This is a genomic window from Paracoccus sp. Ld10 (assembly GCF_045064235.1).
Classification (GTDB): Bacteria; Pseudomonadota; Alphaproteobacteria; order Rhodobacterales; family Rhodobacteraceae; genus Paracoccus.
The window spans coordinates 240,146-259,991 of record NZ_JBISHD010000023.1 but is presented as its reverse complement, the minus strand read 5'-3'; the positions used below and the strand labels follow the sequence as shown (position 1 = coordinate 259,991).

The window sequence follows — 19,846 nt, the reverse complement described above, 5'->3', positions numbered from 1 at the left end:
CATCAACTGGTTTGGCGTCTGGTCCATCTTTCACCACGAGATGATGCGGTTCTTTCGCACCATCTGGCAGTCGCTGGCATCGCCCGTGCTGTCCACGGTGCTGTATTTCGTGGTCTTCGGTGCGGCCATCGGCGGGCGCATCCAGTCGGTCGAGGGGGTCGAATACGCGGCCTTCATCGTGCCCGGCCTGATGATGCTGACGGTGCTGCAACAGGCCGTCAGCAATGCCAGCTTTGGCATCTATTTCCCGAAGTTCAGCGGCACGATCTATGAATATCTGGTGTCCCCCGTCGGCTGGATCGAGGTCACGATGGGCTTTGTCGGCGCGGCGGCGGTGAAATCGATCTTGATCGCGCTGGTGATCCTGCTGACCAGTTTCGTCTTTGTCGGCGTCCACATCCTGCACCCGTTCTGGATGGTGGCGTTTCTGGTCCTGTCCTCGATCGGCTTCAGCCTGCTGGGCTTCATCATCGGTCTGTGGGCGAAATCGTTCGAACAGCTGCAGATCGTGCCGATGATGATCATCATGCCGTTGGTCTTTCTCGGCGGGGCCTTCTATTCGGCCAGCATGCTGCCCCCCTTCTGGGAGGGAGTGGCCAAACTGAACCCGGTCCTGTACCTGATTTCCGGGTTCCGCTGGTCGTTCTTTGGGCTGGCCGATGTGCCTGTCGGGGTGTCGCTGGTGGCGGTGGGGATCATGGTCGTGATCTGTCTGGCCGTGATCCGCTGGATCTTTGCCACAGGCTGGCGGCTGCGCGACTAACCGCGGATGCTGTCGCAGATGCGTGCCTGCGGGTCCAGACGGACGTATTCGCGGGCGGTGATGATCTGCATCTTCATCGACCGGTTCCAGCCGCCGAACCACCGGTCACGAATGCCGCCGCGATAGAAGTTGCCCATGATCTGGTCGACATAGGGCGGAATGATCTGGGTGCCCTGAATGCGGGGCGCATGAAACCCGATCCGCGCCTGCGGCCCCAGACAGGCATTGGGCATCGTGGTCAGGATCGTGCAGGCCGACCGGCAATAGCCGCGGATGCGCACGGTCCGCCCCGACGACGCCAGCTCCTGCCGGGTCTGCACCATCTCCAGCACATTGCCGCCACGGTTGTTCCAGACGTCGATGAACGCGTCGGCGCGTTGGATGCCCTGCGGTTGCTGGGCCATGGCGGGGGCGGCGGCCGTCAGCGCGACAGCAAGGATCAGGGCAAGGCTGGGTGTCTTGGTCATGGTGACATCTGGTCCTATTTGCGGGCGCGGGTGAAATCACGTTCCGGCGACGGTGGGCATCGGGAACGCACATCGCCATGAACCGGTTGCCCATCGGTGACGTTGGGTCCGTCAACCCACACCGGAGAGCCCCATGTTCCGCCTGCTCAAGCTGTTTGCCATCTTCAAGATGATCCGCCGTTTCATGCGCCGCCGCTGATCGCGGAACGGACTTTCCCCGCGACCCCGAATCGCTTATGTGCGGCGGATGCAGCAGAACCCGCCCGAACTTCGCCCCGACCTTGCGCGTGCGCGCGTCCCGGATGCCCGTCGTGACGGTCAGCCGACCATCGGCATGGTCAGCCTTGGCTGTCCCAAGGCGTTGGTCGACAGCGAACGCATTTTGACCCGGCTACGGGCCGAGGGCTATGCGATCAGCGCCGATTACCACGGTGCCGATGCGGTCGTGGTCAATACCTGCGGGTTTCTGGACAGTGCCAAGGCTGAATCGCTGGATGCCATCGGCGAGGCGCTGCGCGAGAACGGTCGCGTGATCGTCACCGGCTGTCTGGGGGCGGAGCCTGATTACATCACCGGCGCGCATCCCAAGGTGCTGGCCGTGACCGGCCCGCATCAGTACGAACAGGTGCTGGACGCGGTCCACGCCGCCGTGCCGCCACAGCCCGACCCGTTCATCGACCTGCTGCCTGCCAGCGGGGTCAGCCTGACACCGCGCCATTACAGCTATCTGAAGATCTCGGAGGGCTGTAATCACAAGTGCAAATTCTGCATCATTCCCGACATGCGCGGTCGTCTGGTCAGCCGCCCGGCCCATGCCGTGGTGCGCGAGGCCGAACGCCTGGTGCAGGCCGGTGTGCGCGAACTGCTGGTGATCAGCCAGGATACCAGCGCCTATGGGCTGGACCTGCGGCACGCGACCGACCGAGGGCATCGCGCCCACATCACCGATCTGGCGCGTGATCTGGGCAGCCTGGGGGCGTGGGTGCGGCTGCATTACGTCTATCCCTATCCGCATGTGCGCGATCTGATCCCGCTGATGGCGGACGGTGTTGTGCTGCCCTATCTGGACATCCCGTTCCAGCACGCCCACCCGGACGTGTTGCGCCGCATGGCGCGGCCCGCCGCCGCCGCCCGGACGCTGGACGAGATCGCCGCATGGCGCGACGTCTGTCCCGACATCACGCTGCGGTCGACATTTATCGTGGGCTATCCCGGAGAGACAGAGGCAGAGTTCCAGACCCTGCTGGACTGGCTGGACGAGGCTCAGTTGGACCGCGTCGGCGCCTTTCAGTACGAAAACGTCAAGGGCGCGCGGGCCAACGATCTGCCCGACCATGTGCCCGCCGAGGTCAAGCAGGACCGGTTCGAACGGTTCATGCAAAAGGCCCAGGCCATCAGCGCCGCCAAGCTGGCCGCCAAGGTCGGCCAGCGCATCCAGGTGATCGTGGACGAGGTCGACGAGGACGGGGCCACCTGCCGCACCAAGGCCGATGCCCCCGAGATCGATGGCAACCTGTTCATCGATCAGGGGTTTGACGCCTTGAGCCCCGGCGATATTGTGACCGTGACGGTGGACGAGGCGGGCGATTATGACCTTTGGGGAACACTTGAGCGCTGACGCCGTGTCGCGCCTGATCACGACGCTGACGATCAGTCCGGCCTTTGACCCCCAGGGCCAGCCCCGCAAGCCCGGCGCACTGTGCATCGGGGCGCAAAAGGCCGGGACCAGCTGGCTGGCGCAGATGCTGGGCCAGCACCCGCAGGTCTGGATCCCGCCCTTCAAGGAGGTGCAGTATTTCAACCAGCTGCACATTCCCGAACACCGCCGTTGGATCGCCTGGCATTACCGCAACAAGCCGCAGGAGATCCGCGACCGACACAAGACGCGCAAGGTGGCGCTGCAGCCGGAACTGGACGCCTATCTGACCGCCATCACCAGCGGCAAGATGTTCCACAACCAATGGTACAAGCGCGTGTTTGCCCCCGCCCCCGAACATGCCATGCCGATGGATTTCACCCCCGAATATTCCGGCCTGCCGGACGAAGGGGTGCAGGCGGTCCGCGACCTGCTGCCCAAGGCCCGCGTGATCTATCTGATCCGCCACCCCGTCGATCGTGCCATATCCCAGCTGCGCATGAACCTGCGCCGCGAAAAGCGCACCCCCGTGACCGAGGCCGACTGGCTGGCCGAGGTCGCGAACCCGGTTCTGGACGAACGCGGCGATTATGCCGCCTATCTGCCGCGCTGGCTGGCGCGCTATCCCGACATGCTGGTCCTGCCGTTCGGCCGGATCGCGCGGGCCCCGCACCAGGTCATGGACGCGGTCGAGGCGCATTTGGGGCTGGGCCCGTGCTTTTACGCCAACCTGACCCAAAAGGTCTTTGCCAATCCCGACGGGCCGATGCCGCCCCCCCGCGCCATCGCCGCGCTGGAGGCCCGGCTGGCCCCGCAGATGAAGGCACTGCGCGACATCATGGGCGCCGATTTCGCGGACGAGGTGCGCTGATCTTCCCTCGGACGCCCGTTTCCCTTACAAAGCGGCAAAATTACAGGAGTTTCCGATGGCGTCCTATCAGTTCGTCTACCACATGGATGGCGTGTCCAAGACCTATCCCGGCGGCAAGAAGGTGTTTGAGAACATCAAGCTGAACTTCCTGCCGGGCGTCAAGATCGGCGTCGTCGGCGTCAACGGATCGGGCAAATCCAGCCTGATGCGCGTGATGGCCGGAATCGACAAGGATTTCACCGGAGAGGCCTGGGCCGCCAAGGGCGCGACCGTCGGCTATCTGCCGCAGGAGCCGCATCTGGACGAATCTCTGGACGTGCGCGGCAACGTGATGTTGGGCGTCGCGGCCAAGCAGGCCAAGCTGGATCGTTATAACGAGCTGGCGATGAACTATTCGGACGAGACCGCCGAAGAGATGTCGGCCCTGCAGGATCAGATCGACGCGGAAAACCTGTGGGATCTGGACAGCCAGGTGGATGTCGCGATGGAGGCCCTGCGCTGTCCGCCCGACGATGCGGACGTGTCGACGCTGTCGGGCGGCGAGCGCCGCCGGGTCGCGCTGTGCAAGCTGCTGCTTGAGGCGCCGGACATGCTGTTGTTGGACGAACCGACCAACCACCTGGACGCGGAAACCATCGCCTGGCTGCAAAAGCACCTGATTGAGTACAAGGGCACGATCCTGACCGTGACCCACGACCGCTATTTCCTGGACGACATCACGACCTGGATCCTGGAGCTGGAACGCGGCCGTGGTCTGCCGCACGAGGGCAATTATTCGTCCTGGCTGGAGGCCAAGGCCAAACGCGTCGCCCAGGAGGCCCGCGAGGACAAGTCCAAGCAGAAGGTTCTGGAAAAGGAACTGGAATGGATCCGCGCCGGTGCCAAGGCCCGTCAGGCCAAGCAGAAGGCCCGCGTCAACGCCTATAACGAAATGGCCAACAAGACCGAAAAAGAGCGTATCACCAGCGCCCAGATCATCATCCCCAACGGCGAACGCCTTGGCGGCAAGGTGATCGAGGTCATCGGCCTGAAAAAGGCGATGGGCGACAAGCTGTTGATCGAGAATCTGGACTTTACCATCCCGCCCGGCGGGATCGTCGGCGTGATCGGTCCGAACGGTGCGGGCAAATCGACCCTGTTCCGCATGCTGACCGGACAGGAGCAGCCCGACGAAGGCACGATCACTCTGGGTGATACGGTCCAGCTGTCTTATGTCGACCAGTCGCGCGACGCGTTGGGCGACGGCCACAACGTCTGGGAAGAGATCAGCGGCGGCGCCGAACTGATCGCCCTGGGCGATGCGACGATGAACAGCCGCGCCTATTGCAGCGCCTTCAACTTCAAGGGCAGCGACCAGCAGAAAAAGGTCGGCACCCTGTCGGGCGGCGAACGCAACCGCGTGCACATGGCCAAACTGCTGAAATCGGGCGGCAACGTGTTGCTGCTGGACGAACCGACCAACGATCTGGACGTCGAGACCCTGCAGGCGCTGGAGGCGGCGCTGGATGATTTCGCGGGCTGCGCGGTGATCATTTCGCACGACCGTTTCTTTCTGGACCGCCTGTGCACGCATATCCTGGCGTTCGAGGGCGATGCCCATGTCGAATGGTTCGAAGGCAACTTCGAGGCCTATGAGCAGGACAAGATCCGCCGTCTGGGCCCCGATTCGGTGAACCCCAAGCGCGTGAAGTACAAGAAATTCACCCGCTGAGCGTCCCGGTCGCGGCAATGAAAAAGGCGGCCCCCGCGGGGGCCGCCTTTCGCGTTCGGATTGCGGAGATCAGAACCGGAACGAGGCGCGCACCTGCACCATGTCGGTATCCAGATCGCCGCCCGACAGGTCGGCCACGTCGTCGAAGTCCTGGCGGGTGTATTCTGCACCAACCGTCACACGCTCGGTCACCTTGAAATCGGCGCCGATGCCATAGGTAAAGGCGGTTTCCGACAGATCGTCGGCGTCGACATGCGCAGCGCCAAGCGAGACGTAGGGCAGGAAGCGGCCCAGGTCATAGCCTGCGCGGCCCCGCAGGCGGACCAGGTCGCCTTCGCCGGCATCGTCCAGTTCAATGCGGTTGTAGTCCAGCTCTCCGCCCAGCACGAACCGGCCAAAGTCGCGGTCATAGCCGCCGTGCACGCCGTAGGCGTCGAAATCGGTCGACACGCTGTCGCCGTCGAACGAGACGTCGGCATCGCCCTGGCCGTACTGCAGACCGGCATAAAAGCCGGTCCAGTCGGACACCGGCGTCACGGCCGATGCGGTGATGGGCGCGGGCGCGGGCTCGACCACGGGGGCAACATAGCCCCCGGCATGGGCGGTGACGGCAAACAGGCTTGCGCCAAGGGTCGCGAGTGCAAGTTTCATGACAGGTCCTTCTCAGTCTGATGACGAGGCACAGGTAACTGTCTGGCAGGCCTGCCGAAAGGTTTGCGACCGCGATACCCTCGTGCCCCGTTGCAGGGTCGCAACCACATGCTTGTGACCCTGCGTGAGCGGTGCAGGCCGAACTCCCGCACCGGACTGCGAAAGGGGCATGCGGCGTTCACGGGCGGTCTTTCCACGACGCGCGCGATGGTCAACGCTGTCGGTTCAGCGCGATACGGGGTCTTGCCGAACCCATGCGCATGTCAGGAGGTGACGTGCCGAGGGATCGCCCGCAGGGTACCGCCGGACTGTCGGGCATGGATGCGTCGTGGGTCCGGGCGTCAGGGTTGACGATGATTACGGGGCCAAGGCCGCGGGGCCGGTCAGGGCGCCCAAGGCCAGCGCGGTCAGGATCAACCGGGGCATCGGACAGTTCTTTCGCAACGGACGACCGCCCCAGGGCGCATCCCGATCCCGCTGCCGCGAGGGGAATAAACCCCGGTTTCAGCGTGTCTTGCCGGAAAAGCCCGGTGGGCGGCGGGCGATCCAAGCCCAGAAGGGGGCCAGGTCGGGATGGTTGCGCAGCGCCTCGACCGTGTTCACGGTGCGGGCCAGTTCGGTCTCGCGCAGGGTCTTGTGGATCGTCTTGTGGCAGATGTGGTGCAGCAGAACCGTGGGCCCGCCCTTGCCGCCGCGCAGCTTGGGGATCAGGTGATGGCGGCTTTGCGGCACGTCGGGCGGGATCGGGCGCAGGCACAGGGGGCAGACCGGGTCGGGGTCTGACGCCATCGTGACCGCTGGTTCGGTATATCTGGATTTACGCATCTGTCCGCCGTCGGTTAGGCCCAAGGGCATCTGACCCCGGACCCGCCGAAAGGACAAGCCATGCCGACCCGCCGCTTTCTTCTGGCCTCTGCCGGCGCCTTTGTGGCGATGCCCGCCCTGGCGCAGGACCGTGCCAACCCGATGCCCGACGACCTGCGTCAGGCGCTGGAACGCGACCCCACCGCGCCGGTGCTGGGCAACCCCGACGGCAACATCACGCTGACCGAATTCTTTGATTACAACTGTCCGCACTGCAAGACGATGCTGCCGGTGATGTCACAGCTGGTGCGGTCTGACCCGCAGCTGCGGGTGGTGCTGCGCGAATGGCCGGTCTTTGGCGCGGGGTCGGAGTTTGCGACCCGTGTGTCGCTGGCGACGCTGCCCACGGGCAACTACTGGCGCCTGCACGCCGCCCTGTTGGGCATGCGCGCCCGCGCCGAAGAGCCGACCGTGATGCGTGCCGTCCGCGATCTGGGCCTGGACGAGGCCGCGATCCGCGTTGGCATGGATGCCGAATCCGTGGAACGCCACATCACCTACAGCCACCTGCTGGCCGACCACATGGGTCTGATGGGCACGCCCAGCTTCATCTGCGGGGACGAGGCCGCATTCGGCGCGATGACGCTGGAGGAGCTGCGCGCGCTGGTCCAGCGCGGTCGGCAGACGATGGGGGTCTAGTCCCCCGTCTGGTCCCGCCGCCCCCAGGATGCGTCCTGCATCTCGCGCAGGCGGGATGCGGTGCGTTCGAATTCGAAACTGCCCTCGCCTTCGTTGTACAGCTGTTCGGGCTGGTCGGCGCCGCTGGCGATCAGGCGGACCCGCGCCTCGTACAGCGCGTCGATCAGGGTCACGAACCGCTTGGCCTCGTTATAGTTCGACGCGGACAGTCGCGGCACCCCGTCGATCAGCAGCACGTCCACCGCATGCGCCACCGCCAGATAATCGGCAGGTCCCAACGGCCTGCCGCACAGGTCCCAAAAGCTGGACCGCGCGGCGCGACCGACATGGGCGGGCAGGGTGACCTGTCGCCCCTGCACGGGCAGGACCAGAGGTTCGGGGGTGGCGCCATCGGTCAGATCGGCCCAGACCGCGTCCAGTGCCGCCCGCGCCGTCGCATCGGCGGGGGCGAACCAGACCTGGCCCCCCTGGCGATTCTGGCGATAGTCGGTCTGGCTGTCCAGACACACCACCTGCATCCGCTGGCGGATCAACGCGATGAAGGGCAGGAACAGCTGTCGGTTCAGCCCGTGCTTGTACAGGTCGTCCGGTTCGCGGTTCGACGTGGTGACCACCGTCACCCCCTGATCGAACAGCACCTGGAACAGCCGCCCCACGATCATCGCGTCGGCGATGTCGGTGATCTGCATCTCGTCAAAGCACAGCAGCCGGACCTGGGCCGCGACGGCCTCGGCCACGGGGCGGACGGTGTCCTGTTCGCCGCGCTTGCGGGCCTCGTTCAGGCCAGCCTGAATTTCCTGCATGAAGGCGTGGAAATGCACCCGGCGGGTGGGAATGTCGCCGGCCGCGTCCGCCATCAGGTCCATCAGCATGGATTTGCCGCGCCCGACGCCGCCCCACAGGTACAGCCCCTGCACCGCGGGATTGGGCGCGGGGCTGCCCACACCCAGAAACGCCCGCCATGCCGACCGCTGTTTCGGCGGCTCTGCTGCCTGCAACTGGTCCAGCACGCGGTCCATGTGCGGCAACACCCGCGCCTGCGCGTCGTCATGGCGCAGCGCACCCGATGCGATGCGCTGGCGGTAAAGATCGCTGACCCTGCCCATGGCGTGCCCCTGTCCTGTGACCGATGCACCCCTGCCACGGCGCGGCCCGTGCCTGCAAGGGTCTGCGGCCTTGACCGTTGCAAGGGCGCCGTGCGACCCCGGCATGATCCCCGCTGACAAAGGTGCGCCCATGACCGACCTGCCGATCCTGTTCGTGATGGCCGCCCAGCCCGAATACGGCCCCGCCCTGCGCGCGCGCATCGAGCCCCTGATGACCGGCATCGGCCCGGTCGAGGCCGCGGTCCAGCTGACCGCCGCGCTGGCCCGCATGGACCGGCTGCCCCGGCTGATCGTGTCCCTGGGTTCGGCCGGATCGGCGCGGTTGACGCAGGCAGAGGTCTATCAGGTCGGCGCGGTCGCGTGGCGCGACATCGACGCAAGCGCATTGGGGTTCACGCGCGGCTGCACGCCATTGCTGGACCTGCCGCGGGTGATCGAGCTGCCGCATCGCATCCCCGGCCTGCCCGTGGCCAGCCTGTCCACCGGCGCCGATATCGTCAGCGGCCCGGCCTATGCCGCGATCGAGGAGGACATGGTCGACATGGAGACATTCGCCCATCTGCGCGCCGCCCAGCATTTCGACGTGCCGCTGATAGGGCTGCGCGGCATTTCCGACGGCGCGGCGGATCTGGGCGGGATGGACGACTGGACCCGCCATCTGCAGGTGATCGACGCCCGTCTGGCGGCGGCTGTGGACCTGTTGCGCGACGCGCTGGCGCAGGGGCGACTGGTCCTGTGACAGGGCGTGCGCTTGTCCTTGGGGCGGCGGACCCCTAAACCGGGGCGGCAACTGACAAAGACGGGCGATCATGGCACGCGGCGCAAGCAATCTGGAAGACCGGCCCACCAGCCGTCAGGTGGGGGCGCTTGGCGCGCTGTGGCCGTTCGTGCGACCCTATCGCGGGCAGATGGTCCTGGCGCTGGTGGCGCTGGTGGTGACATCGGCGATCAGCCTGATCCTGCCCCTGGCCGCGCGCCGGGTGGTTGATAATTTCGACGACGGCGCGGGTCTGCTGGACAAGTATTTCGGCGCCGCGCTGATGATCGTGGGGCTGCTGGCCCTGGGCACGGCGGCGCGATATTTCTTTGTCACGCGATTGGGCGAACGGGTCGTGGCCGACATCCGCAAGGCGGTCTATGCCCGCGTCATCACCCTGTCGCCCGCGTTCTTCGAACGCGTGATGACGGGCGAAATCCTGTCGCGCATCACGACCGACACCACGCTGATCCAGTCGGTCGTGGGGTCGTCGCTGTCCATCGCACTGCGCAACATGCTGATCCTGGCGGGGGGCATGGCGATGCTGGCCTGGACCTCGGTCAAGCTGATGGGGCTGGTGCTGCTGATCGTGCCCGCGATCCTGATCCCGATCATCGTGCTGGGTCGCAGGTTGCGCACGCTGTCGCGCGCCAACCAGGACTGGATCGCCGCATCATCCGGCACCGCATCGGAAACCCTGCTGGCCGCCCAGACCATCCAGGCCTATACCGCCGAGGCTCGCAGCATGGTGCGGTTCGACGACGTGACCGAACAGTCCTATGTCGTGGCCCGCACCCGCATCGGCACGCGGGCGGTGATGACCGCCATCGTGATCTTTCTGATCTTTGCGGGGGTCATCGGCGTGTTGTGGATCGGCGCGCGCGATGTGCAGGACGGTGTGATGACCGCCGGACAGCTGGTGCAGTTCGTGATCTATGCGATTCTGGTCGCGGGTGCCGCGGGCGCGCTGTCGGAAATATGGGGTGAATTGCAGCGTGCGGCGGGGGCCACAGAGCGCTTGGCCGAACTGCTGTCGGCCACGGACACGCTGACCGATCCGGCCCGCCCGGTGCCCCTGCTGCTGCCTGTCCGCGGAGAGATCGTGTTCGAGGATGTCGCGTTTTCGTTCCCGTCGCGCCCCGACGCCCCGGCGCTGCACGAGATCGACCTGACCATCCGGCCAGGCGAAACCGTGGCGCTGGTCGGCCCGTCGGGTGCCGGCAAGACGACCGTGATCCAGCTGATCCAGCGGTTCTGGGACCCGCAGTCGGGCCGCGTGACGATGGACGGCACCGACCTGCGCCAGCTGGCGCGCGTCGATCTGCGCAGCCATATCGCGTTGGTGCCCCAGGACCCGGTGATCTTTGCCGCCTCCGCCGCCGACAACATCCGCCTTGGGCGCCCCAACGCGACCGATGCGCAGGTGCAGGCGGCGGCGCAGGCGGCGCATGCGCATGACTTTATCGCGGCGCTGCCGCAGGGGTACGACACCGCCCTGGGCGAACGCGGCGTGATGCTGTCGGGGGGGCAACGCCAGCGCGTCGCAATCGCCCGCGCGATCCTGCGCGACGCGCCGGTGTTGCTGTTGGACGAGGCGACCAGCGCGCTGGATGCGGAATCGGAATCGCTGGTTCAGGCCGCGGTCAACCGTCTTGCCGAGGGGCGGACGACCGTGGTGGTGGCCCACCGTCTGGCGACGGTGAAAAAGGCCGATCGCATCGTCGTGCTGGATCAGGGGCGCATCGTGGCCACCGGCAGCCATGACGAACTGGTGGCGCAGGGCGGGCTGTATGCCCGGCTGGCACGGATGCAGTTTACCGACGGTCCGGGACAGGTGGCCGAAACCGCCTAACGCGGCGCGGCCAGCACCATCGCCCAGAACACCGTTCGTCCGTCCGCCGCCAGCGCCTTGCCGATGCCCACGTGGTGGACGCGCGCATGCAGCATGTTCGAGCGGTGCCCGGGAGACCTGGCCCAACTGCGCATTGCGGCATCTGCGTTGTGTTGGCCTGCGGCGATGTTCTCTGCCACAACCGAGGCTGCATAGCCTGCGGACCGGGCACGCGACTTGACCCCGCCGCCACCTTGATGGCTAAGCCTGCCGCGGGCGGCCATCCGGCAGGCCTGTTGCGTTGCGGCCGCCGTCAGTGCGGGATCGACGGTCACTGGCCCCAACCCTTCCTTTGCCCGCATCTGACTGACCGCGGACGCGATCGCCTGGCTGGCCAAAGGTGTCGGCATTTCGCAGGAGGTCGTCGCATGGGCAGGCCAGGCGCCGGCCACGATCATCGCCACCGCGGCAAAGCAGGAAAGATGTCGGGTCATGCCAACCTTGTGGTGCTGAGGGTCCGAACGCGGCCTGTGCCTTTGGGGCTTTGCCATGCGCTAGCGTGGCGCCGCATAGACGGCCGCCCAATATGTCGTCCGCCCATCCTGGGATGTCGCCTGCCCCACGCCAAAGTCGCGTACCTGCGGCAGCATGATGTTGCTGTTATGCTCTGCGGATGCGGTCCATTCCGCAAGAACCCGCGGCAGAGAGAAGGGGCCCGCGGCGATGTTCTCGGCCGAGATCGTCGGCTGATAGCCCGCCTGCTTCAGCCGCATGGCGGGCCCGGTGGTGGTGCTGCCCAGATGGGTCATGCGCCCGCGTTGCGCCATGTCGCAGGCGTGGCGGGCCGCAACACGGGCCAGATTGGCGTTGGCCCGCACAGGGGCCAGTCCGGCACGCGCACGGGCGCGGTTCGTCACCTGTGCCCCCATCGCGTTCTGGGCGGCCCCGGTCGTGACGCATTGCGCCTGGCCGGGTGGGCCGACCTGAACGGCATAAGGGTCGCTGCCTGTCGGCGGCTGTGGGGTTGTCGCGCATCCCGCCAGCAGCGCCGCGCACAGGATCAGCATCGATCCCGGTCCGTGTCCTGTCATGTATGTCATGCCGTACGATAACCTCGTTGCCAAGCGCGCCTTGGTTCTTATAGCCGGGCCGGGTTAACAAGCGATTTCGCCCAGACTGCCGCGCTGGACGGCCGCTTTGGCGGAACCGTGCCGACGCGGTGGTCGTTCAGAGGGCAGGACATCACAAGGATATCATGACATGGCCATATGGGATTTCGTGAAAGACGCCGGCAAGTCGGTCTTCGGCAAGGCAGAGGCCGCCACGCCCAAGCCGGCGGCCCCCGCCCCCGCAGCAGCCCCCGCGCAGCCTGCGTCGGACGATGATACCCAACGCAAGGTTGCCGCGCTGAAGGCGGAACTGCGCGCATTGAACCTGGATGGCGACGACGTGCATCTGCGCCTGCGCGGTGACACGGTGGTTGTCGAGTCCAAAGGTGCCGACCGCGAGACGCTGGAAAAGCTGATCCTGGCCGTCGGCAACATCGAGGGCATCGCCAAGGTCGAGGCCGACCTGCCCGCCGACGCGCCCCAGCCCGTCTTTCACACCGTGAAGAAGGGAGAGACCCTGTCGGCCATCGCCAAGGAGCATCTGGGCAGTTCGAACAAATATACCGCGATCTTTGAGGCGAACCGCCCGATGCTGAGCGATCCGGACAAGATCTATCCGGGCCAGATGCTGCGCATTCCTGCAGCTGACTGACACGGTCATCGTGACCTCTGACGCCGCGTCGACCACGTGTTGACGCGGCGTTTTACGACCGCCTGGACCGGTCAGGCCTTGCCCCCTCCGGCGTTGTCGGACCATCTTGTGCGCAAGGGAGGGACCGCAGCCGATGTGGTCCAATAAAAGGGGGACCAGATGGGCAAGTTCGGCAGCTATGCGGACCGCGACAGGATCGAGCAGGAAAGCAGCTTTGACGCACGCGGCCTGCCGGTCACGATCTATGATTTTCTGGCGCGCACGGCGCAGCGTTTCCCACAACGCCCCGCAATGTCATTTCAGCTGTTGTCGGGGCCTGCGGATCACGCCGTCACCCTGTCATGGCAGGACGTGCTGGAGCGTGTGACGGAAACGGCAAACCTGTTCCGCAGCCTTGGCGTGGGACCGACCGATACCGTCGCCTATCTGCTGCCGAACACCATAGAGACGCCGATCGTGCTGTTGGCCGGTGCCACGGCGGGGATCGTGAACCCGATCAACCCGCTGCTGGACGCCAACCAGATCGCAGGCATCCTGCGCGAGACGAATGCCAAGGTGCTGGTGACGCTGAAGGCATTCCCAAAGACAGACGTGGCGCAAAAGGCCGCCGACGCCGTGGCCGATGCCCCGAACGTCACCCATGTGATCGAGGTCGACCTGAACCGCCACCTGCGCGGGTTGAAACGGTTCATCGTTCCGCTGGTCCGCCCCAAGGTCAAGGTGCGCCACAAGGCCCGGGTCCTGGATTTCGAGGCCGCGACCAGCGCGCGCAAGCATACCGGTCTGGATTTCGACGACCCGAAAACCGACCGCGTCGCCGCCTATTTCCACACCGGCGGGACCACCGGCACCCCCAAGGTCGCGCAGCACAAGTACAGCGGCATGATCTATAACGGCTGGCTGGGGGGAACCCTGCTGTTCGACGAGACCGACGTGCTGATGTGCCCGCTGCCGATGTTCCATGTCTTTGCGGCCTATCCCGTGCTGATGTCGTGCATCGCGTCGGGGGCGCATGTGGTCATGCCCACGCCCGCCGGATACCGGGGCGACGGCGTCTTTGACAACTTCTGGAAGCTGATCGAGCGGTGGCAGGTGACGTTCCTGATGACCGTGCCCACCGCCATCGCCGCGCTGATGCAGCGTCCGGTGAATGCCGATGTCAGCAGCCTGAAAACCGCCATCTCGGGGTCGGCGCCGCTGCCGATCGAGCTGTACAACCGCTTCAAGGCCGCCACCGGTGTGGAGATCGCCGAAGGGTACGGCCTGACCGAGGCCACCTGTCTGGTCAGCTGCAACCCCGTCGACGGGTTGAAAAAGGTCGGGTCCGTGGGCATCCCGTTGCCGCATACGCATGTGCGCATCCTGAACCACGACGATGCGGGGCGGGTGCATGAATGTCCCGCCGATGTCGTCGGAGAGATCTGCGTGGCCAATCCCGGCGTTTTCCCCGGTTCGACCTATACCGAGGCCGACAAGAACCACAAGCTGTTCGCCGATGACCGGTACCTGCGCACAGGGGATCTGGGTCGGATCGACACGGATGGCTATCTGTGGATCACCGGGCGGGCCAAGGATCTGATCATCCGCGGCGGCCACAACATCGACCCCGCCGAGATCGAGGAGGGGATGCTGTCGCACCCTGCCGTGGCATTCGCCGGCGCCATCGGCCAGCCCGACGCATTCGCGGGCGAGCTGCCCTGTGTCTACGTCGAACTGGTGGACGGTGCGTCCGTGACCGTCGACGAGCTGACCAGCCATGCCCGCAACCATATCCATGAACGCGCCGCCGTGCCCAAGCACATAGAGATCCTGTCCGAGTTGCCCAAGACGGCTGTCGGCAAGATCTTCAAGCCGGACCTGCGCCGCCTTGCGATCAGCCGCGTCTATGACACCGCCCTGCAGGGGACAGGCGCCCGCGTGGTCGAGGTTCGCGAGGACAAGAAACGCGGTCTGGTCGCCCGCCTGTCCCGCGAGGGCGACGTGGCCGAGGATCAGGTCCGCGAAAAGTTGGGCCAGTTCACGACGCCTTGGGATTGGGCCTGAACCACGGGGCCGGGGTCGTTCAGGCGCCCCGGTCCTGTTCGTCCTTGGCCCACAGATAGCCGATGAACGCGCCCTTGATCAGGCGCAGCAGCACCAGTGTCATCACCGTGGTGATCAACCCGGTGATGGCCAACAGGGTGACGGGTTCGGGACGCCAGACGTTCCAGATGATGCCGAACAGCGGGATCAGCACCAGCAGCATCACCGTCATGGTGAAAAACGCAGGCCCGTCCGCCGCCGGATAGCGGCCAAGGGGCGCCTGGCAATGCGTGCAGACCGGGTTCACCTTCAGATAACCCTGCAGCAACTGGCCCTCGCCGCAGGACGGGCAGCGGTTCATCACGCCCCGCAGAATGGCGGCGCGGCTGTCTCTGATCTCTGTCATGGGCTGTTCCTTGGGTTCGGGCGTCGCCTAGCCGTTGTCGCGCAGGACGCGCCCGGCCAGATACAGGGATCCGCAGATCAGGATACGCGCGCCGGGGCTGCGGGCCACCAGATCGCCCACCGCCTGCGCGGCATCCTGCGCGACATGCGCGGTCATGCCGACCTGTCGCGCGGCGTCGGCGGTCTGGGTGGCGGGCAGGGTGTTCGGCTCACCGGGAATGTCGATGGCGGTCAGGCTGGCGGCATGGGCGGCCAGCGGGCGCAGGTAACCGGCGACGTCCTTGGTGTTCAGCATGCCGCAGACCAGATGCGTTGGACGCGCGGGCATCGCGGCCAGCGTCGCGGCCAGCGCCTGTCCGCCCGCCGGATTGTGCCCGCCGTCCAGCCACAGTTCCGCCGCCGTCGCCAGGTCGACCAGGGGGCCGTGCCGCAGACGCTGCATCCGGGCGGGCCATTCGGCCTGTGTGACCGCGGCGCGGGCCTGCGCGTCATTGGCGCCAAGCGCGCGCAGGGCGGCCAGCGCGGTGCCCGCGTTCTGGATCTGGTGCGGGCCGATCAGGTTCGGGAGGGGCAGGTCCCACAGCCCGTGATCGTCCTGGAACACCATGCCGTCGCGTTCGGGTTGAATCATCCAGTGCTGGCTATGGGCCACGATGGGCGCGGACAGGCCCATCGCGCGCGCCTCGATCACGCGCAGGGCGTCGTCGTGTTGTGGTCCGACGATGACGGGGACGCGGGGCTTGATGATCCCGGCTTTTTCCGCGGCGATCAGGGGCAGGGTGTCGCCCAGATACTGGGTGTGGTCGATGGACACGGGCGTGATGACCGTCAGGCGCGGCGCGTCGATCACGTTGGTCGCGTCCAGTCGTCCGCCCAAGCCCACCTCCAGCAGAGTGTAATCCGCGGGGGTGCGGGCAAAGGCCAGAAAGGCCGCGGCGGTCGTGATCTCGAAAAAGGTGATGGGCTGGCGGTCATTGGCGGCCTCGACCTCTGCCAGCAGGTCGGCCAGCGCGTCGTCCTCGATCAGGGTACCGGACAGGCGGATGCGTTCGCGGAACTGCGCCAGATGCGGCGAGGTATAGGCATGGACCTGCGCCCCGCCCGCCTGAAGGCCCGCGCGAATCATCGCCTGCGTGCTGCCCTTGCCGTTGGTGCCCGCGATGTGGATCACCGGGGGGATGGCGCGTTCGGGATGGCCCAAGGCCGCCAGCAGCCGGTGCATCCGGTCCAGTGACAGGTCGATCACCTTGGGGTGCAGCGCCATGAGGCGCGACAGGATCGCATCGGATGTGTTCATGTCATGCACCGGGGCCAGCCCCCGGACCCCCGGAGTATTTCAGCAAAGAAGAACGGCTTAACCGGCAGGGACCGGCGCGGGCATCGGTTCCGTCACAGGCTCTGGCGCGGGCAGGTCGGCGCGGGTGGGGGCGGGCAGGCCGCCCAGCATCCGCAGGATCGACACCAGTTCGTCACGCAGCTTGCCACGATGGGTCACACGGTCCAGCATGCCGTGTTCCAGCAGGTATTCGGCGCGCTGGAACCCTTCGGGCAGCTTTTCGCGGATGGTCTGTTCGATCACGCGCGGCCCGGCAAAGCAGATCAGCGCGTTGGGTTCCGCGATGTGGATATCGCCCAGCATCGCATAGCTGGCGGTGACGCCGCCCGTGGTCGGGTGGGTCAGCACGACGATATAGGGGATGCCGGCCTCGCGCAGCATTTCCACCGCGACGGTGGTGCGGGGCATCTGCATCAGGGACAGGATCCCTTCCTGCATGCGGGCGCCGCCGGCGGCCGAGAACAGGATCACTGGCTTTCTGACCTTGATCGCGCGTTCGGCGGCGGCCACGATCGCGTTGCCCACATACATGCCCATCGACCCGCCCATGAAGCTGAAGTCCTGGCCCACGGCGATGACCGGGGTGCGGCCGATCTCTCCCTCGGCGACCAGCATGGCGTCCTTCTCGCCGGTCGATTTCTGGGCGGCTTTCATGCGGTCGGGGTATTTCTTTTGATCGCGGAACTGCAGCGGGTCGGCGATGGGCTCGGGGACCTTGACCTCGATGAAGGCGCCACCATCGAACAGCGCGCCGAAACGGTCACGCGGCGTGATCGCCATATGGTGGTCGCAGTTCGTGCAGACGTTCAGATTGTCCGACAGTTCGCGGTGGAACAGCATCGTCCCGCATTCGGGGCATTTCGTCCACAGGTTCTCGGGGACTTCGCGCCGCGAGAACAGCGAGTTGATGCGCGGGCGGACGTAGTTCGTGATCCAGTTCATCGCGAATTGCCTTGGCTGTTGCAGGCCCTCAGATAGGCCCCCACGCGGGGAATTGCAATTGCCGGGGGGCGGGCGGATGATGTCGTCCATGTGGACCACCCTGTTCTTTGCAACGCATACGACGCTGTCGCTGGTCATCATTGCCCGCGTGCTGCTGCGTCCCAGGGTCGAACCCTCGGTCCGGCTGGCCTGGATCATGGTGATCGAGGCGGTGCCTCTGGTGGGAATCGTCGCCTATCTGCTGTTCGGAGAGATCCGGACGAAGCAGGCAGAGGTCCAGCGCATGTCCGACGTGCGCGACCGCCTGACCGGGTTGCGCACCACCGCGCCCGCCGTCCGGGCCGATCGGTCCGACCCGGCAGGTGCGGTCATCGCCGCGAACGAGGCCGTCGGCGGCATGCAGGCTGTCCACGGCAACAGCCTGCAGTTGTTGGAGGAAAGCGACGCGGCCATCGACGATCTGGTGGCGGCGATCGATGCGGCGACCGATCATGTGCATTTGCTGTTCTATATCTGGTTGCCCGATGTCAGCGGCACCAAGATCGCCCAGGCCCTGTGCCGGGCCGAGGATCGCGGCGTGCAATGCCGCGTGATTGTCGACGCCCTGGGGTCGCGGACATTGGTACGATCCGAACTGTGGGACCAGATGAGTCAGGCAGGCGTCGAGTGCGTCACCGCGTTTCCCTGGGGCCTGCCCTTCATCAGCATCCTGTTCCAGCGGTTGGACCTGCGCAATCACCGCAAGATCCTGGTGATCGACAACACCGTTGCCTTTACGGGCAGCCGCAACTGCGCGGATATGGCATTCGCGATCAAGGCGCGTTTCGGCCCCTGGGTCGACATCCTGGTGCGGGTCGAGGGACCGGCGGTGCGCCAACTGCAGGGCGTGTTTCTGTCAGACTGGATGAGCTATACGGGCCGCGACCTGGGGCCGATGCTGCAACCCGTGGCGTCGGTTGCCGATCCGGGCGTGGCGGCGCAGGTGGTGGCCACCGGACCCGACCTGCGCGCGGGCACCGTGTCGGACTGTCTGAACGCGATGCTGCACGCGGCGCGCGACCGGGTGGTGATCACCACGCCGTATTACGTCCCCGACGATGCGCTGGACGCCGCGATCCGGGCCGCGGCGCGGCGCGGGGTACAGGTCACGATGATCCTGCCCGCCCGCAACGACAGCCTGATCGTCGGGGCGACCAGCCAGGGGTTCTATTACGGGCTGCTGGCCGCGGGGGTGCGGCTGATGCTGTTCCATGACGGGCTGCTGCATTCCAAGATCATGACCGTGGACGGGCGCATGGCGATGATCGGCAGTGCGAACCTGGACCGCCGCAGCTTTGAGCTGAACTATGAGGTCAACATGGCCGTCTATGACGCCGAGTTCGTGGGACTGCTGGACGCGCGGCAGGCCAGCTATGTTGCGCGGGCCGATGCGATCACGCTGGATCAGGTCCGCGCCTGGTCTCCGTGGCGGCGCATCCGCAACAACGCGCTGGCCCTGGCATCGCCGCTGTTGTGATCACAGGGGAAGGGCGGTCGTGTATTTCGTCTGGCGCAGCACGAAATGCGTCACCGTGCTGCGGATGATGCCCAGGGACAACATCCGGCGCATCAGGAAATGTTCCAGCCCCTCGGGGTCGGCGGCCACGATCTTCAACTGGTAATCGAAGGTTCCGGTGATGGTCGCGCATTCCAGGATCTGCGCCTCGGTCTGCACGAAGCGGTCGAACCGTGCCAGCGTCGCCTCGGTATGGTCCAGCAGCGAGACCTGGACATAGGCCAGCGCGTGCAGCCCCGCCTTGGCTGGCGGGACCAGCGCCACCTGCCGGTCGATCACCCCGGTCTCGATCAGCCGCCTTAGCCGCCGCCATGCCGGAGAGGTCGACAGCCCCGCCGCATCGGCCAGCCCCTGGGTCGAGAGTGTGGCGTCCTGTTGCATCAGGCGCAGGATGCGCCGGTCGGCATCGTCCAGATCGGGCATATCTTGCCTCCAGAATGGTATTTATCAGTATTTTGTGCCGGCCCGGGTGCAGGGACAACACAGTTCGGCAACGAATTCCCCCGCCTTGCGGTAATCTGGACCACAG

At 66.1% G+C, this 19,846-nt stretch carries 20 protein-coding genes; 10 read left to right on the top strand and 10 right to left on the bottom strand.

The genetic code is table 11. From position 1 onward, the window contains the following. Position 1 precedes the first annotated feature (1 nt). A complete protein-coding gene (locus ACJJVR_RS06600) occupies positions 2-763 on the top strand; it encodes an ABC transporter permease (protein ID WP_405403561.1) in 762 nt (253 codons plus the stop codon). Here the strand turns inward: ACJJVR_RS06600 and ACJJVR_RS06595 are convergent. Then, positions 760-1,230, bottom strand: a complete 471-nt coding sequence (locus ACJJVR_RS06595) for a hypothetical protein (protein WP_405403194.1) — start codon at positions 1,228-1,230, stop codon at positions 760-762. The genes ACJJVR_RS06600 and ACJJVR_RS06595 overlap by 4 nt on opposite strands. A gap of 247 nt (positions 1,231-1,477) precedes the next feature. Between ACJJVR_RS06595 and rimO the strand changes: the two genes are divergently transcribed. From rimO to ettA, 3 genes are read left to right on the top strand one after another with little or no spacing between them, the layout of a single operon-like run. After that, on the top strand, positions 1,478-2,848 hold the full coding sequence (gene rimO / locus ACJJVR_RS06590; RefSeq protein WP_405403193.1) for a 30S ribosomal protein S12 methylthiotransferase RimO: 1,371 nt from the start codon (positions 1,478-1,480) through the stop codon (positions 2,846-2,848). Continuing rightward, on the top strand, positions 2,838-3,737 hold the full coding sequence (locus ACJJVR_RS06585; protein ID WP_405403192.1) for a sulfotransferase family protein: 900 nt from the start codon (positions 2,838-2,840) through the stop codon (positions 3,735-3,737). Before rimO ends, ACJJVR_RS06585 begins: the two co-directional genes overlap by 11 nt. A 55-nt stretch (positions 3,738-3,792) precedes the next feature. Beyond that, complete coding sequence (ettA, locus tag ACJJVR_RS06580; protein ID WP_405403191.1) at positions 3,793-5,448, top strand: energy-dependent translational throttle protein EttA; 1,656 nt, start codon at positions 3,793-3,795, stop codon at positions 5,446-5,448. Between the two features lie 69 nt (positions 5,449-5,517). On the opposite strand, the gene ACJJVR_RS06575 is transcribed toward ettA, so the two are convergent. Both ACJJVR_RS06575 and ACJJVR_RS06570 read right to left on the bottom strand, forming a co-directional pair. Then, positions 5,518-6,099: an outer membrane protein gene (locus ACJJVR_RS06575; RefSeq protein ID WP_405403189.1), complete on the bottom strand. Its 582-nt coding sequence runs from the start codon at positions 6,097-6,099 to the stop codon at positions 5,518-5,520. Between the two features lie 504 nt (positions 6,100-6,603). Beyond that, the gene (locus ACJJVR_RS06570; RefSeq protein WP_405403187.1) at positions 6,604-6,924 is read right to left on the bottom strand and encodes an HNH endonuclease; all 321 of its coding nucleotides are present in this window, start codon (positions 6,922-6,924) and stop codon (positions 6,604-6,606) included. A gap of 60 nt (positions 6,925-6,984) precedes the next feature. Between ACJJVR_RS06570 and ACJJVR_RS06565 the strand changes: the two genes are divergently transcribed. Further along, positions 6,985-7,602: a DsbA family protein gene (locus ACJJVR_RS06565; protein WP_405403185.1), complete on the top strand. Its 618-nt coding sequence runs from the start codon at positions 6,985-6,987 to the stop codon at positions 7,600-7,602. On the opposite strand, the gene zapE is transcribed toward ACJJVR_RS06565, so the two are convergent. After that, positions 7,599-8,708: a cell division protein ZapE gene (zapE, locus tag ACJJVR_RS06560; protein ID WP_405403184.1), complete on the bottom strand. Its 1,110-nt coding sequence runs from the start codon at positions 8,706-8,708 to the stop codon at positions 7,599-7,601. The two genes, ACJJVR_RS06565 and zapE, sit on opposite strands and share 4 nt — an antisense overlap. Positions 8,709-8,838: 130 nt before the next feature. On the opposite strand from zapE, the gene ACJJVR_RS06555 reads away from it, so the two are divergent. Together ACJJVR_RS06555 and ACJJVR_RS06550 are read left to right on the top strand one after the other, a co-directional pair. Then, positions 8,839-9,447: a 5'-methylthioadenosine/S-adenosylhomocysteine nucleosidase gene (locus ACJJVR_RS06555; protein ID WP_405403182.1), complete on the top strand. Its 609-nt coding sequence runs from the start codon at positions 8,839-8,841 to the stop codon at positions 9,445-9,447. Positions 9,448-9,517: 70 nt separating this feature from the next. Further along, positions 9,518-11,317: an ABC transporter transmembrane domain-containing protein gene (locus tag ACJJVR_RS06550; RefSeq protein ID WP_405403180.1), complete on the top strand. Its 1,800-nt coding sequence runs from the start codon at positions 9,518-9,520 to the stop codon at positions 11,315-11,317. Here the strand turns inward: ACJJVR_RS06550 and ACJJVR_RS06545 are convergent. Both ACJJVR_RS06545 and ACJJVR_RS06540 read right to left on the bottom strand, forming a co-directional pair. Further along, on the bottom strand, positions 11,314-11,790 hold the full coding sequence (locus ACJJVR_RS06545) for a CAP domain-containing protein (protein ID WP_405403178.1): 477 nt from the start codon (positions 11,788-11,790) through the stop codon (positions 11,314-11,316). The two genes, ACJJVR_RS06550 and ACJJVR_RS06545, sit on opposite strands and share 4 nt — an antisense overlap. A gap of 60 nt (positions 11,791-11,850) precedes the next feature. Beyond that, the gene (locus tag ACJJVR_RS06540; protein ID WP_405403177.1) at positions 11,851-12,387 is read right to left on the bottom strand and encodes a CAP domain-containing protein; all 537 of its coding nucleotides are present in this window, start codon (positions 12,385-12,387) and stop codon (positions 11,851-11,853) included. A 169-nt stretch (positions 12,388-12,556) separates the two neighbouring features. On the opposite strand from ACJJVR_RS06540, the gene lysM reads away from it, so the two are divergent. Beyond that, positions 12,557-13,057, top strand: coding sequence for a peptidoglycan-binding protein LysM (lysM, locus tag ACJJVR_RS06535; RefSeq protein WP_405403176.1), 501 nt, complete (start codon positions 12,557-12,559; stop codon positions 13,055-13,057). A 159-nt stretch (positions 13,058-13,216) separates the two neighbouring features. After that, positions 13,217-15,100: an acyl-CoA synthetase gene (locus ACJJVR_RS06530; protein ID WP_405403175.1), complete on the top strand. Its 1,884-nt coding sequence runs from the start codon at positions 13,217-13,219 to the stop codon at positions 15,098-15,100. Between the two features lie 19 nt (positions 15,101-15,119). Here ACJJVR_RS06530 and ACJJVR_RS06525 read toward each other — a convergent pair whose 3' ends face one another. Genes ACJJVR_RS06525 through accD form a run of 3 tightly spaced genes read right to left on the bottom strand, consistent with a single transcriptional unit; the run spans position 15,120 to position 17,762 of the window. Then, positions 15,120-15,485 (bottom strand): DUF983 domain-containing protein, encoded by a 366-nt coding sequence (locus ACJJVR_RS06525; RefSeq protein WP_405403173.1) that lies wholly within the window; start codon positions 15,483-15,485, stop codon positions 15,120-15,122. Between the two features lie 27 nt (positions 15,486-15,512). Further along, positions 15,513-16,781, bottom strand: coding sequence for a bifunctional folylpolyglutamate synthase/dihydrofolate synthase (locus ACJJVR_RS06520; RefSeq protein WP_405403171.1), 1,269 nt, complete (start codon positions 16,779-16,781; stop codon positions 15,513-15,515). 57 nt (positions 16,782-16,838) lie between these two features. Then, positions 16,839-17,762 (bottom strand): acetyl-CoA carboxylase, carboxyltransferase subunit beta, encoded by a 924-nt coding sequence (accD, locus tag ACJJVR_RS06515; protein ID WP_405403169.1) that lies wholly within the window; start codon positions 17,760-17,762, stop codon positions 16,839-16,841. An 88-nt stretch (positions 17,763-17,850) separates the two neighbouring features. Between accD and cls the strand changes: the two genes are divergently transcribed. Then, on the top strand, positions 17,851-19,278 hold the full coding sequence (cls, locus tag ACJJVR_RS06510) for a cardiolipin synthase (protein ID WP_405403167.1): 1,428 nt from the start codon (positions 17,851-17,853) through the stop codon (positions 19,276-19,278). Here the strand turns inward: cls and ACJJVR_RS06505 are convergent, their stop codons facing one another. Then, positions 19,279-19,740 (bottom strand): Lrp/AsnC family transcriptional regulator, encoded by a 462-nt coding sequence (locus ACJJVR_RS06505; protein WP_405403166.1) that lies wholly within the window; start codon positions 19,738-19,740, stop codon positions 19,279-19,281. It abuts the gene before it with no gap. Between the last annotated feature and the right edge of the window lie 106 nt (positions 19,741-19,846).

Coding starts and splice junctions, on each gene's coding strand:
- rimO (WP_405403193.1), top strand. CDS start 1,478: ATGCAGCAGAACCCGCCCGAACTTCGCCCCGACCTTGCGCGTGCGCGC.
- lysM (WP_405403176.1), top strand. CDS start 12,557: ATGGCCATATGGGATTTCGTGAAAGACGCCGGCAAGTCGGTCTTCGGC.
- ACJJVR_RS06570 (WP_405403187.1), bottom strand. CDS start 6,924: ATGCGTAAATCCAGATATACCGAACCAGCGGTCACGATGGCGTCAGAC.
- ACJJVR_RS06540 (WP_405403177.1), bottom strand. CDS start 12,387: ATGACAGGACACGGACCGGGATCGATGCTGATCCTGTGCGCGGCGCTG.
- ACJJVR_RS06505 (WP_405403166.1), bottom strand. CDS start 19,740: ATGCCCGATCTGGACGATGCCGACCGGCGCATCCTGCGCCTGATGCAA.
- ACJJVR_RS06525 (WP_405403173.1), bottom strand. CDS start 15,485: ATGACAGAGATCAGAGACAGCCGCGCCGCCATTCTGCGGGGCGTGATG.
- ettA (WP_405403191.1), top strand. CDS start 3,793: ATGGCGTCCTATCAGTTCGTCTACCACATGGATGGCGTGTCCAAGACC.
- ACJJVR_RS06530 (WP_405403175.1), top strand. CDS start 13,217: ATGGGCAAGTTCGGCAGCTATGCGGACCGCGACAGGATCGAGCAGGAA.
- ACJJVR_RS06595 (WP_405403194.1), bottom strand. CDS start 1,230: ATGACCAAGACACCCAGCCTTGCCCTGATCCTTGCTGTCGCGCTGACG.
- ACJJVR_RS06565 (WP_405403185.1), top strand. CDS start 6,985: ATGCCGACCCGCCGCTTTCTTCTGGCCTCTGCCGGCGCCTTTGTGGCG.
- ACJJVR_RS06520 (WP_405403171.1), bottom strand. CDS start 16,781: ATGAACACATCCGATGCGATCCTGTCGCGCCTCATGGCGCTGCACCCC.
- accD (WP_405403169.1), bottom strand. CDS start 17,762: ATGAACTGGATCACGAACTACGTCCGCCCGCGCATCAACTCGCTGTTC.
- ACJJVR_RS06555 (WP_405403182.1), top strand. CDS start 8,839: ATGACCGACCTGCCGATCCTGTTCGTGATGGCCGCCCAGCCCGAATAC.
- ACJJVR_RS06545 (WP_405403178.1), bottom strand. CDS start 11,790: ATGACCCGACATCTTTCCTGCTTTGCCGCGGTGGCGATGATCGTGGCC.
- cls (WP_405403167.1), top strand. CDS start 17,851: ATGTGGACCACCCTGTTCTTTGCAACGCATACGACGCTGTCGCTGGTC.
- ACJJVR_RS06575 (WP_405403189.1), bottom strand. CDS start 6,099: ATGAAACTTGCACTCGCGACCCTTGGCGCAAGCCTGTTTGCCGTCACC.
- ACJJVR_RS06550 (WP_405403180.1), top strand. CDS start 9,518: ATGGCACGCGGCGCAAGCAATCTGGAAGACCGGCCCACCAGCCGTCAG.
- zapE (WP_405403184.1), bottom strand. CDS start 8,708: ATGGGCAGGGTCAGCGATCTTTACCGCCAGCGCATCGCATCGGGTGCG.